The organism is Leclercia sp. TB492 (assembly GCF_049974505.2).
Taxonomy (GTDB): Bacteria; Pseudomonadota; Gammaproteobacteria; order Enterobacterales; family Enterobacteriaceae; genus Enterobacter; species Enterobacter adecarboxylatus_C.
On the sequence record NZ_CM127572.1, the window covers coordinates 3,283,647 to 3,297,405 of the forward strand.

Genomic DNA, 13,759 nt, shown 5'->3' on the forward strand with positions numbered 1-13,759 from the left:
GGCTGAGGCTACCCGCCTGGATGTGGTTTACGTCAGATAGCTTTCGCCATCTTCAGATTGCAGGGGCTCATTTGCCAGTTGAACACGCCGACACCTTTTTCATCGAGAGTGACGTTGGCAATGGCGGAAGTGCTGAACATCGGCGGCGTTTCGCCCGGACAGAGTTCAGATACCAGGTAGCCGACTAACGGCAGATGGGAAATCACCAGCGCAGAGGCGACGCCTTCATTGCACAGCACCTGAAGATAGCCACTGACCAGACCCACATCGCCACAGGGGGTCAGCTCGGGCAGAACATCGACACCGGCAGGCAGGTTCATACACTCCCCTACCACTTCCAGTGTCTGTTCAGCACGCAGGAACGGGCTGACGAGGACACGTTCAATATCCACTTTTTGCCCTTTCAGCCAGGTTGCCATTTGACGGGACTCGTCACAGCCGCAAGGCGTAAGAGGACGAACAGAGTCACTGGCAGCATCGAGTGCCGCGTCACCGTGACGCATGATAAAAACTTGCATATTGCACCGCTTTTGTTGACCAGGATCACCGGCGTTAACACCCCGCGTGAACACATCACGAGGTAGAAAACCCGATGGCCGGGCATTGTGCCTGATCCATCCGTTGAATGAAACGCTGTTTTTTACCTCAACGGCGTAAGTATAGTCAATGTCAGTTTACAAATTAGACAGGACCAGACCCTTCAACGGCGGATTTACTCTTATTTGACCTTAATTTACCGGGTCAGTTTCCTTTGCTGGCCAAAATCGCAGCCCCTGATCCGCCATTTGCAACAATGTGTCACACGGTGTAAACCGCGGCCCATATTGCACAGCCAGTCGTTGTAAAATCGCAACAACTTCACCCGCGCCAATGCTATCCATATAGCGGAACGGGCCACCCAGGAAAGGTGGAAAACCAATGCCAAACACCGCGCCAATGTCTCCGTCGCGAGCGTTTCTGATTACCCGCTCATCAAAGCAGCGCGCCGCCTCGTTGAGCATCATCATGACGCAACGTTCTGCACACTGCTGTGCAGAGAGTTTGCCCTCGCCGGTGGGCTTAATAAGCCCATAAACCGCCGGGTCTACCTGCTTCTTGCTTTTACGCCCTTTTGGATCGTAAAGATAGAAACCGCGTCCATTTTTTCTGCCTTTGCGATCGTCATTCAAAATTGCAGAAACAATGTTTGCAGGGGCGCTAAATCGTTCCCCGTAAGCCCTTTCCAGCACAGGTATAATTTTAGTGCCGGTATCTATTCCCACCTCATCCAAAAGTTGGATTGGGCCGACCGGGAAACCAAACTTCACCAGCGCATTATCAATGTGATCCACCTTCTCCCCTTCGGTTAGCAGGCGCATGGCTTCATTGATATAGGGTGCCAGGATGCGGTTGACGTAGAACCCGGCTTTATCGGCCACCACCACCGGCGTTTTGCCCTGCATTTTTGCCAGCTTAACAGTGGTGGCAACGGTCTGCGGGCTGGTGCCAGCGTGCGGAATGACCTCCACCAGCGGCATTTTTTCAACCGGGCTAAAGAAATGCAGCCCGATCACCTGTTCAGGACGCGCAGCCTGCGCTGCAATATCGCCAATCGGCAGCGACGAGGTGTTAGAAGCAAAGATGGTGTGCGGCGCGCAGTGCGCTTCAACCTCAGCCACCATCTGCTGTTTCAGCGCCAGATCCTCAAATACCGCCTCAATCACCACATCGCGATGGCGAAAGCCGCTGTAATCGGTGGTGCCGGAGATCAGCGCCAGCTCGCGATCGCGCTCACTGGCTTTGATATGGCGGCGTTTGACCTTCTTATCAAGCAGCTGCCAGCTGTACTGCAGGGCATGGTTGATCCCCTTCGGGTTGATGTCCTTGATCCGCACCGGTAATTTGCCCTTGCTGGCGCTTACGAAGGCGATACCGCCCCCCATCAGCCCGCCACCCAGCACGCCGACGGCGTCGAGCGGGGCAGGATCTGCCTCGCTACCCGGGTCTTTTTTGACCTCGGTGCTGGCAAAAAAGAGGCTGCGTAGCGCCTGTGACTGCGGGGTCATCGCCAGCTCGCCAAAGGCTTTGGCTTCTGCGGCATAGCCGCTGCTGCTGCCCTGTGTCAGACCAGTATGGATAACTTCGAGAATGCGTTTTGCCGCCGGGTAATTCCCCTGCGTTTTTTGTTCGGTTTTGTTCGCTACCATCTTAAATAGCAGCGTGCGGCCCAGCGGGCCTGCCAGCACGCGCTCGCGCACCGGTAATTGACGACCGGCCGGTTTGTCTTTCAGAGCCAGCGCTACTGCGGCCTCCAGCAGGATGGCATGCGGGACCACCTCGTCCACCAGCCCCACCTTCAGGGCCTGACGCGGACGCAGCTGCTTGCCGGTGAGGATCATCTCCAGCGCCGTGCTGACGCCCACCAGCCGCGGCAGACGCTGGGTGCCACCTGAGCCGGGCAGTAAGCCGAGCTGCACTTCCGGCAGACCCAGCACCGTTTTGCCGTCGTCGGTACAAATTCGTCCGTGACAGGCCAGCGCCAGCTCCAGACCCCCACCGAGGCAGGCGCCGTGGATCGCCGCAATCACCGGGATCGGCAGAGCATGAATTTCGGCCATGATCTGCTGCCCCTGACGGGCAAGATCTTCCGCCTCTTGCGCGCTGTTGGCGCGGGCAATCATGTTGATATCGGCCCCGGCGATAAAGTTGTCCGGCTTGGCCGAGATAAATACCAGCCCGCGCAGGGTTTTGTTTTCCCGCACCTGCTTCAGGATCGCGCGGACCTGACCGCCAAACTCGGCTTTCAGGGTATTCATCTTTTCGTCTGGCGCATCGATGGTGACCACCGCCACGTTGTCCGGACGCACATTGAGGGTAAACGCCGTTGTCATCTCCATTATTCTGCCTCCAGAACCATTGCGGCGCCCAGGCCACCCGCCGCACAGGCGGTGACCAGGCCAAACCCGCCGCCGCGACGGCGCAACTCGTGCAGCGTCTGCGTGATCATCCTCGCCCCGGTTGCCGCAAAGGGGTGGCCGTAGGCAATGGAGCCCCCCAGCACGTTAAATTTGCTTTCATCCACCTCGCCTGTGGCATGGGCACGCCCTAACACGTCGCGGGCAAAGCGTTCGCTGGCCAGCAGCTGCAGGTTGGCCAGGGTCTGGGCGGCAAAGGCTTCATGCATGTCGATAAGCGTCAGGTCGTTCATAGTGAGCCCTGCACGCTCCAGCGCCAGCGGCGTGGACCAGGCCGGCCCCAGCAGCATGTCCTGCCAGACATCAATGGCGGTAAAGGCATAGCTGCGCAGGTAGCCGAGCGGGGTGAGGCCCAGCTCTTTGGCCCGGGATTCGGTCATCAGGATCACTGCCGCCGCGCCATCGGTTAATGGCGTGCTGTTGGCGGCGGTCACGGTGCCGTGCTTACGGTCGAATGCCGGACGCAGTTTCGCGTAATCCGCCAGCGTTGAAGTGCCCCGGATATTGTTATCTTCGCTTAAGGGCTCACGGTACGGCGGGGTGTAGGCAGTCATCACCTCTTGCGCCAGCTTGCCCTCCGCCCAGGCCTGAGCGGCGCGCTGGTGCGAGCGGTGCGCCAGCGCATCCTGCTGTTCGCGGGTAATGCCGTAGGTCTTCGCCATCTGTTCGGCGGTATCACCCATCCGCAGGCCGGTGGAGTATTCCGCGACCGCAGGCGGGACAGGAAGGAGATCGCGCAAACGCAGGCGCGAGAAGAGGGATAAGCGCTGCCCGGTGGTGCGGGCCTTATTGACGTCCACCAGCACGCGGGCAAGCTTTTTGCTGACGCCGATCGGCAGGACAGACGAGGAGTCGGCCCCCCCGGCAATTCCGGCGCGAATGGTGCCCGTTATCAGGCTTTCCGCAACGTTCGCCACCGCCTGAAAGCTGGTGGCGCAGGCGCGGCTGACGCTGTAGGCATCGGTGTGGACATTCATTCCGGTGCCCAGCACGATCTCACGGGCGATATTCGGCGCTTCTGGCATCTGCACCACCTGGCCGAAGACCAACTGTTCAATCACCTCAGGAGGTATTTCGCTGCGAGCCAGCAACTCCCCCACCACCATTTTTCCCAGATCGACGGCAGGTATGCCATGAAACGCCGTCGCCTGACGGGCAAATGGCGTACGTAATCCACTGACAATGGCAATGCGATCGCCCTGACGGGTGATTAGCGGTAATGCCTGACTCATAACGCTCCCCTGTGAATAACAAATGCGCAAAGTGGTCTGACCTGATAACAGTCTTAACCAAATTTTTACATTAGCCAATCGGGGAGAAGAAAAATTGCGAGCGAAGCCACAGAGCACAAACGAAACGCCCCCATGAATGGGGGCATTGAAGGGAAATTAACGCAGACCGAGCTGGAAAATCAGGGACTCAGCTTCGCAGCTGAACACAAAATCGATGTCCAGGCGCACCCCGCCGTTCACTTCAGTGAAGGTGGAGGTGATGTCGCACGGTTCAGACTCAACGCCGCGGGCTTTGGCAGTCAGTGCGGCCAGCGTCTCTTCGGCTTCAGCACGGCTGGCGAACTCACGGCTGTAAGAGGCGGTGCAATCCGTGTTATCCACGATGGTACCCACATCCATACAGCAGCAAACCGGGGTTTCATCAGCACTGCATTTACTCATAGTAGATTTCCTCTGTAGTCGCGCACGGCGCGAAATAGACACAATGCTGATATTTTACGCCCCGCTCGGGAGTGGCTCCAGTCGTTAATGGCCTAAACGCGGGTAAGTGAGCAATATCACACGTAAAAATGATCTAAAACAAAAATCACCCGTTTGGAGTAAGCGAACTGGTCACAATTTTGCCAACCAGATCCCGTTTCGAAAAACATATCAGTAAATATTAATAAACAGACTTGCAACATTCTATCTGGTCAGACCTATACTCTCGCCACTGGTCTGATTTCTAAGTGTTACGACAGACCCTACACTTCGCGCTCCTGTTACGGTATGTAACAAATATTGAATAAAAATAACTCAATGAGGTTATGGTCATGAGCCAGAAAACTCTGTTCAACAAAACTGCGCTGGCAGTCGCAGTGGCAATCGTCTCCACCTCCGCCTGGTCTGCGGGCTTTCAGCTTAACGAGTTTTCTTCCTCAGGCCTGGGTCGTGCCTATTCCGGGGAAGGCGCTATCGCTGATGACGCAGGAAATGCGAGCCGTAACCCTGCCCTGATCATGATGTTTGATCGTCCAACCTTCTCCGCGGGTGCCATTTTTGTTGACCCTGGCGTGGATATCACCGGACGTTCACCAACGGGCGCAAGCCTGAACGCGGATAACATCGCGCCAACAGCATGGGTTCCAAACCTGCACTTTGTCGCGCCAATCAATGAACAATTTGGCTGGGGCGCGTCCGTTACCTCTAACTACGGACTGGCAACCGAGTTCAATAACAACTACGCAGCAGGGGCATACGGCGGTAAAACCGACCTGGAAACCCTCAACCTGAACCTGAGCGGTGCTTATCGCCTGGATAATCACTGGAGTTTCGGTGTTGGCTTTGATGCTGTGTATGCGAAAGCGAAAATTGAGCGCTACGCGGGTGACCTGGGTCGAATCGTCGCAGGTTCCGGCGCATTACCTCCAGCCCTGGCAAGACCGGTCGCGGGGATCCCTGGAGATACTCAGATTGCCTACCTGAAGGGTGATGAGTGGGGCTTTGGCTGGAACGCCGGTATTCTGTATGAAATCGACAAGAACAACCGCTATGGCTTTACCTACCGTTCTGAAGTAAAAATCGATTTCGATGGCGACTATAAGAGCAGCCTGCCTTCAGCCTACAACCAGATCCTCGGCAACTTTGGTCTGCCAATGGGGACGGATGGCCGCACCACTGGCGGTTCTCTGACCCTGAACTTACCTGAGATGTGGGAACTGTCCGGTTACAACAGAGTCGCGCCGCAATGGGCCATCCACTATAGCCTGACCTACACGAGCTGGAGCCAGTTCCAGGAGCTGAAAGCGACCAACAGCGGCGGTGATACGCTGTTCTTTAAAGACGAAAGCTTCCGTGACGCTTACCGCATCGCTCTGGGTACCACCTACTATATGGATGATAACTGGACGTTCCGTACCGGTATTGCCTTCGATGACAGCCCGGTTCCGGCAGACAAACGTTCTATCTCCATTCCGGATCAGGATCGCTTCTGGCTGAGCGCCGGCGCGACCTATGCATTCAACAAAGATGCCTCAATCGATGCGGGTGTCTCTTATATGCATGGTCAGAAAGTGACGTTCCAGGAAGGTCCGTATGAGTTCTCTTCTGAAGGTAAAGCCTGGCTGTATGGCATGAACTTCAACTACGCGTTCTAATCACGTAGCGATAAAAAAAGGTGAGCTTCGCGCTCACCTTTTCTTTTTTATTCCGCATCAATCTCGGAGAGTTCATTCTCGATTGCTTTCGCGTTCGGGTTATCTTCCGGTTTCAGCTTGCCGCCGTTAGCAATAAAGTCATGGTTCTGGAAGTAGGCTTCACGCACCATGATGTACGGATCGGAAGACTGACGCAGCAGTCCGTCTGAATCCAGCAGCTGCGCGCGCGACTCCACGCCTTCCAGCGTCCATTTACCCACCGACAGTGGCCAGGTCAGCCACGACAGTACCGGATAGAGGGTATCGACCGCATCACCACCATCATCACGCAGGGTGAAGCTGCCGTAGAACGGTAAATGCACATACGGACCATAACCCACATTGTAATGACCCAGGGTACTACCAAAACGGTGGGGCTGCTCACGTTGCAGCTTCGGATTCGCCATCCCGGCAACGTCTATAAAGCCGCCCATCCCTAACAGGGTGTTCAGGAAGAAGCGGGTGAAGTGGACCATCCCCTGATAAGGATTGCCCTGCAGGAAGTAGTTCGCCATCACCGCAGGCTCTTCAAGGTTGCTGGTGAAGTTGCTCAGCCCGTTACGGGCAGGTTGTGGAACATAATCACGCCATGCTACCGCAACCGGACGCACCAGATAGGGATCCAGCACGTTATAGTTGAAGTTGTACATGGTGCGGTTAAATCCTTCCAGAGGATCGGAGCGCCCCTGCTGCTCGCCAGAGCTGGCGCAGCCCATCAGCAACGTGGTGCCCAGCGCAACCGCCGACAGCTGAAGTTTCATATCTTTCTCCCTGTTAAGTATGGCTATCTTCGAAAGCCATCCGTACTGGAGCTTTCGCGCTCCGTCTGTAGATGTGCAAGTGATTGTATCAGCACGCTTACTGATGTCTACGACCACAAATCAGGGCAATAAACACCCTCTTTATGATCTCAGAATAGCCTGGCTTTGCAGTTTCGTTTGGCTGGCAATTTTATACGGCCTTTGCCGAAGATGTATCGCCTTTATTGTCATTGCAGGAATTTAAGAGCATACCCACGGGCGTTAGGACAAAAACCGCTACGCTTAAAGGTATCAGCCACCTCTGGAGCACCATAATGGACGAACTCAAAGAAGAGAAAATAGATAACCATACCGAAGAACTGGAAGTTGAAAGCGAGGAGAAGCGCCGGGGAAAGAAGATTGAGGTCGATGAGGACCAACTCCCCTCGCGCGCGATGGCCATCCACGAACATATTCGCCAGGACGGTGAAAAAGAGCTGGAACGCGATGCCATGGCCCTGCTGTGGTCGGCTATCGCTGCCGGGTTATCAATGAGCGCCTCTTTTCTGGCCAAAGGGATTTTTCACGTTCAGTTTGAAGGTATCCCCGGCGGGATGGTACTGGAAAACCTGGGTTATACCTTTGGCTTTATTATCGTGATCATGGCGCGCCAGCAGCTGTTTACCGAGAATACCGTCACCGCGGTATTGCCGGTGATGCAGAGCCCGACATGGGGCAATTTCGGCCTGCTGATGCGCCTGTGGAGCGTGGTGTTGTTCGGGAATATTATCGGAACCGGCGTCGCAGCCTGGGCGTTTGAATATATGCCGATTTTTGACGAGGCTACCCGCGATGCCTTTGTAAAAATCGGGACGGGGGTGATGGAAAACAGCCCTATAGAAATGTTCTCCAACGCCATTATCTCCGGCTGGATCGTCGCCACCATGGTATGGATGTTCCCGGCTGCCGGTTCGGCCAAAATTGTGGTCATCATCCTGATGACCTGGCTTATCGCACTGGCCGATACCACTCATATCGTGGTGGGCACGGTGGAGATTTTATATCTGGTCTTTAACGGCACCATTCACTGGAGCGAGTTTTTCTGGCCCTTCGCCATCCCTACCCTGGCTGGTAACATCTGCGGCGGCACCTTTATATTTGCCCTGCTGAGCCATGCGCAAATCCGTAACGATATGTCGAATAAGCGCAAAGCCGAGATCAAAGCCAAAGAGCAGGCCCGGCAGGAGGAAGCGGAAGAGAATAAAAAATCGGCCTGAATGGCGACACTTTAAGCAGTCAGGCGGCGGCGTGCTTAACGCCTGGTACAAATGGCGTTATACTCGTGCCGCTTCGTCCCCTTAGTTAAATGGATATAACGAGCCCCTCCTAAGGGCTAGTTGCAGGTTCGATTCCTGCAGGGGACATTTGCCTACCTTCCTTACCAGCTTTATCTCCCCTTTCCAACCAATAGCACCCATACACACAACGTTATGTGCCGCTGTGCTGTACTCTCCCGCCGTTAAACGCATTCACGCCTCAAAAAAAAACAACGGAGAAATGGAATGAAAAGAATCCTCATCGTTATGGCATTAATCGCCCCTTGCTCAGCCTTTGCCGGGGTTATCTTTCACCCGGTTGAGCGCGCTGCCGTGGTAGCGAATTCCGATCACCCCGTTGCTGCCGCGACGGTCACCGCGCAGGCAAGAAACCACCGTGCCGCCAGAGTGGATGCCGTTAACTGCAACGATGGACGCTGCGTACAGCACGGTAACGTGATTCGATAAGATGTTTAGGGCTCCGGAATACCGGAGCTCACCCCACCAAACCAGGGCGCTGACGCCCCTGAGCAAAAACAGTTACTCTTGAGCACTGACTCACCATGCCACCAGTCCGGTTTAAAGAGAGTAATATGTCAAAAGCGCTACTCATCATCGATATGCAAAAATTTGTGTCGGAAAGAATTCAACAGGGGGTGGATTACTTCCCTCAGAACAGCATTGAAAACATGACCTCTGTAATTGAACAATTCAGAACCTCTGGCCGACCTGTCATCCACGTACGCCACCAGACGCCTGAGCAGGGTTCGCCTCTTCATCACGGTTCCCCCTCAAGCCAGCCCCTTGCCTCATTTGAGGAACGCCCGGGCGAGCCGGTATTTATCAAACACACCTCTTCTGCGTTCAGCTCAACGGGATTACTGGCTCATCTCCAGGAGGCAAATATTTCAGAGGTGGTGGTTATCGGTGCCGTTGCAGGATTTTGTGTTAACTCCACCGTCAGAATGGGTGCCGACCTTGGGTTAAAGATGACGGTGCTAAAAGATGCGGTGCTCAGCTTTGAGCTGGAAAAATCTCAGCTCAGCGCGAAGGCCATTCATGATGTCACTCTGGCGCTGCTTGAGGCTGGTTTTGCGCAGGTTACCGACGCCACCGCGTTGCAGCTGTCCTGAATACTGTGCCCTGTGCCGTCCTCCAGGGTATAATCTGCCAATCATTTGACAGATTTCAGAAACGAACATGACCAAACTCACACTACAAGAGCAGATGCTTAAAGCTGGCTTAGTCTCCAGCAAAAAAATGGCGAAAGTGCAGCGCACCGCCAAAAAATCCCGCGTGCAGGCCCGCGAGGCGCGCGAAGCGGTGGAAGTAAACAAGCAGGCGCAACTTGAACGCGATAAAGAGTTGAGCGAGCAGCAGAAGCAGGCCACGCTGGCGAAAGAGTATAAGGCGCAGATCAAGCAGTTAATTGAGATGAACCGGGTCGTAGTGGCAAAAGGCGATATCGGTTTTAACTTCACCGACAATAATCTGATTAAAAAAATCTATGTCGATAAGACCACCCAGGCGCAGCTGATCAATGGCCGTCTCGCCATTGCGCGACTGGTTGCCGAAGCGGGCCGTGAGAGCGAATATGCAATTATCCCCGCCATCGTTGCCGAGAAAATTTCCCAGCGAGATGCGAGCTATATCGTATTAAGCAGCGAGCTGACTCAGGAAGCGAAGGACGAAGACGATCCCTATGCTGATTTTGTCGTGCCTGATGATTTGATGTGGTAACCCAGACAGACCACCTCCCGGAGAGGTGGTCTTTCTCCCTTCTTAACGCTCGCGGAACGCCTCCGCTTTCGCCCGCAGGATCGGTTTCAGCAGATAGGCCATCACCGTTTTCTTGCCGGTAATGATATCCACCGAGGCCACCATCCCCGGAATAATCAGCAGCGGCTTCTCATCCGTGCCGAGATGGTTTTTGTCGGTGCGCAGACGAATGATATAAAAACTCTTCCCGTCTTTGTCGGTCACCGTATCGGGGCTGATCTGCTCCAGCGTGCCCTTCAGCCCGCCATAGATCGTATAGTCGTAGGCGGTGAACTTCACCGTCGCCTCCTGACCCGGACGCAAAAACGCGATGTCCTGAGGACGGATTTTGGCCTCCACCAGCAGCTTGTCGTCCAGCGGTACAATCTCCACCAGGTCGTTACCCGGCTGGATCACGCCGCCGATGGTGTTCACCAGCAGCTGCTGGACGACGCCGCGCACCGGAGACGTCACCAGGGTGCGATTCACCCGGTCGGTAATCGCCTTACCCGAAGCCTCTATTTTGCTGAGATCGGTTCGCGCCTCGTTGAGCTGCCCCAGCGCCTCGCTGCGGTAACGGCCCCGCGTTTCGCTGACCTTGCTCTCAATCTCCTTGATGGCCGCTTCCGCCCGGGGGATGGCAAGCAGCACCGAGTCCAGCTGCCCCTGGGTTTCCACCACGCCACGACGCAGACGGAGCACTTCTACTTTTGAGATTGCCCCTTTGGCCACCAGCGGTTCAGACATGCTGACCTCCTGCTGCTGCAACCCCAGGCTACGGCGGTACTGGCTGACCTTGCCCTGGAAGTCGAGCAGCTCCTGCTTCTTCTGTACCAGCTGTTCGTTAAGCCCGGCCAGCTCGCTCTGAATGCGTTTGTTAACGCTGGTGAACAGCTCCATCTCGCCACTGGCGATATCCGGTGCCTGCTGAACAATTTCCGGCGCCAGGGTCAGGGTGGTGGCATCGTTAAGCTGCGCGGTCAGACGCTGGATCCGCGCCTGCAGCGCCAGCCGATCGGCATCGGTTTCCCCGGCGTTGGAGCGAAACTGGGTATCATCCAGACGCAGCAGCGGCGCCCCGGCTTTCACCACCTCACCTTCATGCACAAAGACCTCGGCCACGATCCCCCCTTCGAGGTTCTGCACTTTTTGCAAACGGGAGGAGGGAATAGCCCGCCCTTCCCCGCGCGTCACCTCATCAATACTGGCCAGCGAGGCCCAGAGGATCATGGCGATAAAGAAGACGAGAATGGCCCACAGCGTCACGCGTACCACCCGCGGGGCATCATCCAACAAGGCTTTGTTCACCTCATTGGTGGTGAACGGTGCCGGCTGTTTATCTCCTGACAGCCAGCTCATCAGACGGCTAAGCGACTCAACGATTCGCATGAATTTGTCCCTTCTTCAGCGCGCTCATAACGCTCTCTTTCGGACCATCGGCAATGATTTTGCCGTTGTCGACGATAATCAGACGATCCACCAGCGTCAGCAGCGAGGCACGATGCGTCACCATCAGCAGCGTTTTGTTGCTGATGACCGGTATCAGCGCTTTTTTAATCAGATCTTCGCTGGTGTTATCCATCGAACTGGTAGGTTCATCCATCAGCAGCACCGGGGGATCGAGCAGCAGCGCGCGCGCCAGCGCCACCGCCTGCCGCTGGCCGCCGGAGAGACTCATCCCCCGCTCGCCCACCTGCATGTTGTAACCGGACGGATGGCGACGGGCGAACTCATGTACCCCGGTCAGGGTGGCGACCCGCAGCATGGTCTCGTCGTCAACGTAGCTGGCGCCGTAGACCAGATTCTCCCGCAGGGTACCGCTGAACAGGTGGATATCCTGAGGGGCATAGCCGATGTTATGGCGTAGATCGTGGACGTCTATCTGGCGGGCATCAATGCCGTCGATCAGCACGTTGCCGCTGTCCGGCTGATAAAAGCCGACCAGCAGTTTCGCCAGCGAGCTTTTGCCCGACCCACTGCGGCCGATGATCCCTACCTTCTCGCCGGGCTGGATCGTCAGCGAGACATTGCTGAGCGAGGCATACTGATTGCCCGGGTAGATAAAAGTGACGTCGCGCAGCTCAATGGCACCGGAGAGGGTTTCCCGCTTCAGCGGCACCTCGTTGTCCTGCACCTCCTGCTCGAGGCCCATCATTCGGTCAATGGTGCCTTTGGTCATTCTTGCCCGCTGATAGCGAGTGATCAGGCTACAAAGCTGGCCGATGGGCATCATGGCGCGGCGGTGCAGCAGGTAGCAGGCAATCAGCCCACCCATACTCAGGTTGCCGCCAATAATGATGTAGACCCCGGCCACGATAATGGCCACCCCGCTGAACTGCTGCAGCCAGGCGGTAAAGTTCACCGCCACATAGGAGAGCGACTTCACCCGTAACTCCAGCTTGCTGAGCTGACCGGTGAGGTGTTCCCACTGATACTGGCGCTCGCTCTGGGCGTTGTTGATCTTGATGGCATCCAGGCCAGTGAGCGTCTCCACCAGCATCGCCTGGCGTTCGTTGGAGAGCTGATAGGTTTTCTTGACCCGCGACATCAGCGGGCGCTGGATCAGCCAGTTCACCAGCAGCGCCAGCGGATAGCAGAGCAGCGGGATAAAGACCAGCGGCCCCCCGATGATGCCTATAACCAGCAGGATCAGCAGGGTAAACGGCAGGTCGATAAAGGCGGTCAGCGTCAGCGATGACAGGAAGTCTCGGATCGACTGGAACTCCTGAAAGTTCTGCGCGAAGCTCCCCACCCGCTGCGGGCGGAGCTTCATCTTCATCCCCAGCAGCCGCTCGAACAGCGCCGAGGAGACCACCAGGTCGGTCTTTTTACCCGCCAGGTCGAGGCAAATGCCCCGCAGGATCTTCAGCACAAAGTCGAACACAAACGCGATGCTGATGCCGATCGCCAGCACCCACAGGGTAGCGGTGGCCTGGTTGGGCACCACCCGATCATAGACGTTCATCACGAACAACGGGGCGGCAAGTGCCACCAGGTTAACGAGGAAGCTGGCGACCACCGCATCCAGGTAGAGGAATTTCGACAGTTTGAGCGTGTCCTGGAACCAGGCTTTGGTGCGCGGCAGCGTGGCCGTCGGTTGCGCATCAAACTCATGTTCCGGGGAGATGAAAATCACCCGGCCACTGTAGTTCTCCGCCAGCGTCTCGGGCGAGACGGTAATCTCACCGCCTTCCGTTTCACTGGGCAGCAGACGCGCGCGCTGCTGTTGATCCCAGCCAATCAACACCGCGGTCTGATTGTTTTTCAGCAGCAGAACGGCGGGCAGTGACATCGCGGTGATGTTTTCCAGCGGACGTTGCACCACCCGCGCCTTGAGCCCTGCCCGCCCGGCGGCGCGCGGAAAGCTCTCAATCGTCAGGGTGTGGGCTTCCAGCGGCAGACCGGTGGTCAGGACGTTGCGGCTGGTGGCAATGTTATGCAGTTTACAGACGATCATCAGCGCATCCAGCAGCGGATCGTCATGGCTTTGCCGCGGATCCTGTCTGCCCTGCGCCTGCGGGGTCATCTCGATGCGATCGGGGGAGTCAATGTCAGGCGTCATTCTCTGCCTCAGTGTTCTGCAGA

At 56.3% G+C, this 13,759-nt stretch carries 12 protein-coding genes and 1 tRNA gene; 6 read left to right on the forward strand and 7 right to left on the reverse strand.

Translation table 11 applies throughout. The features are described from left to right. Positions 1–32: 32 nt before the first annotated feature. The 4 genes from sixA to ACP4QI_RS15550 form a co-directional block, all read right to left on the reverse strand. A complete protein-coding gene (gene sixA, locus ACP4QI_RS15535) occupies positions 33–518 on the reverse strand; it encodes a phosphohistidine phosphatase SixA (protein WP_142486586.1) in 486 nt (161 codons plus the stop codon). 210 nt (positions 519–728) lie between these two features. Then, on the reverse strand, positions 729–2,876 hold the full coding sequence (fadJ, locus tag ACP4QI_RS15540) for a fatty acid oxidation complex subunit alpha FadJ (protein WP_142486587.1): 2,148 nt from the start codon (positions 2,874–2,876) through the stop codon (positions 729–731). Then, positions 2,876–4,186 carry an acetyl-CoA C-acyltransferase FadI gene (gene fadI, locus ACP4QI_RS15545; protein ID WP_156264301.1) on the reverse strand — a complete coding sequence of 437 codons (1,311 nt, stop codon included), beginning with the start codon at positions 4,184–4,186 and terminating at the stop codon, positions 2,876–2,878. Before fadI ends, fadJ begins: the two co-directional genes overlap by 1 nt. A 156-nt stretch (positions 4,187–4,342) precedes the next feature. Beyond that, a complete protein-coding gene (locus tag ACP4QI_RS15550) occupies positions 4,343–4,627 on the reverse strand; it encodes a YfcZ/YiiS family protein (protein WP_142486589.1) in 285 nt (94 codons plus the stop codon). Positions 4,628–4,998: 371 nt separating this feature from the next. Here ACP4QI_RS15550 and fadL point away from each other — a divergent pair, with 371 nt between their 5' ends. Next, a complete protein-coding gene (gene fadL / locus ACP4QI_RS15555) occupies positions 4,999–6,321 on the forward strand; it encodes a long-chain fatty acid transporter FadL (protein WP_197090533.1) in 1,323 nt (440 codons plus the stop codon). 47 nt (positions 6,322–6,368) lie between these two features. On the opposite strand, the gene mlaA is transcribed toward fadL, so the two are convergent. Next, on the reverse strand, positions 6,369–7,121 hold the full coding sequence (gene mlaA, locus ACP4QI_RS15560; protein ID WP_142486591.1) for a phospholipid-binding lipoprotein MlaA: 753 nt from the start codon (positions 7,119–7,121) through the stop codon (positions 6,369–6,371). 314 nt (positions 7,122–7,435) lie between these two features. Here mlaA and ACP4QI_RS15565 point away from each other — a divergent pair, with 314 nt between their 5' ends. The 5 genes from ACP4QI_RS15565 to ACP4QI_RS15585 all read left to right on the forward strand — a co-directional run bounded on the left by ACP4QI_RS15565 (position 7,436) and on the right by ACP4QI_RS15585 (position 10,156). Next, the gene (locus ACP4QI_RS15565) at positions 7,436–8,377 is read left to right on the forward strand and encodes a formate/nitrite transporter family protein (RefSeq protein ID WP_426495202.1); all 942 of its coding nucleotides are present in this window, start codon (positions 7,436–7,438) and stop codon (positions 8,375–8,377) included. A 75-nt stretch (positions 8,378–8,452) separates the two neighbouring features. Further along, positions 8,453–8,524, forward strand: a tRNA-Arg gene (locus ACP4QI_RS15570). Positions 8,525–8,662: 138 nt separating this feature from the next. Beyond that, positions 8,663–8,884, forward strand: a complete 222-nt coding sequence (locus ACP4QI_RS15575; RefSeq protein ID WP_142486605.1) for a hypothetical protein — start codon at positions 8,663–8,665, stop codon at positions 8,882–8,884. Positions 8,885–9,009: 125 nt separating this feature from the next. Next, positions 9,010–9,549 carry an isochorismatase family protein gene (locus ACP4QI_RS15580; RefSeq protein ID WP_156264305.1) on the forward strand — a complete coding sequence of 180 codons (540 nt, stop codon included), beginning with the start codon at positions 9,010–9,012 and terminating at the stop codon, positions 9,547–9,549. A gap of 67 nt (positions 9,550–9,616) precedes the next feature. Continuing rightward, the gene (locus tag ACP4QI_RS15585; RefSeq protein ID WP_142486608.1) at positions 9,617–10,156 is read left to right on the forward strand and encodes a DUF2058 domain-containing protein; all 540 of its coding nucleotides are present in this window, start codon (positions 9,617–9,619) and stop codon (positions 10,154–10,156) included. Between the two features lie 42 nt (positions 10,157–10,198). On the opposite strand, the gene ACP4QI_RS15590 is transcribed toward ACP4QI_RS15585, so the two are convergent. Together ACP4QI_RS15590 and ACP4QI_RS15595 are read right to left on the reverse strand one after the other, a co-directional pair. After that, positions 10,199–11,563, reverse strand: coding sequence for an HlyD family type I secretion periplasmic adaptor subunit (locus tag ACP4QI_RS15590; protein WP_142486609.1), 1,365 nt, complete (start codon positions 11,561–11,563; stop codon positions 10,199–10,201). Further along, positions 11,550–13,736, reverse strand: a complete 2,187-nt coding sequence (locus ACP4QI_RS15595) for a type I secretion system permease/ATPase (RefSeq protein WP_142486610.1) — start codon at positions 13,734–13,736, stop codon at positions 11,550–11,552. Before ACP4QI_RS15595 ends, ACP4QI_RS15590 begins: the two co-directional genes overlap by 14 nt. Positions 13,737–13,759: the final 23 nt, after the last annotated feature.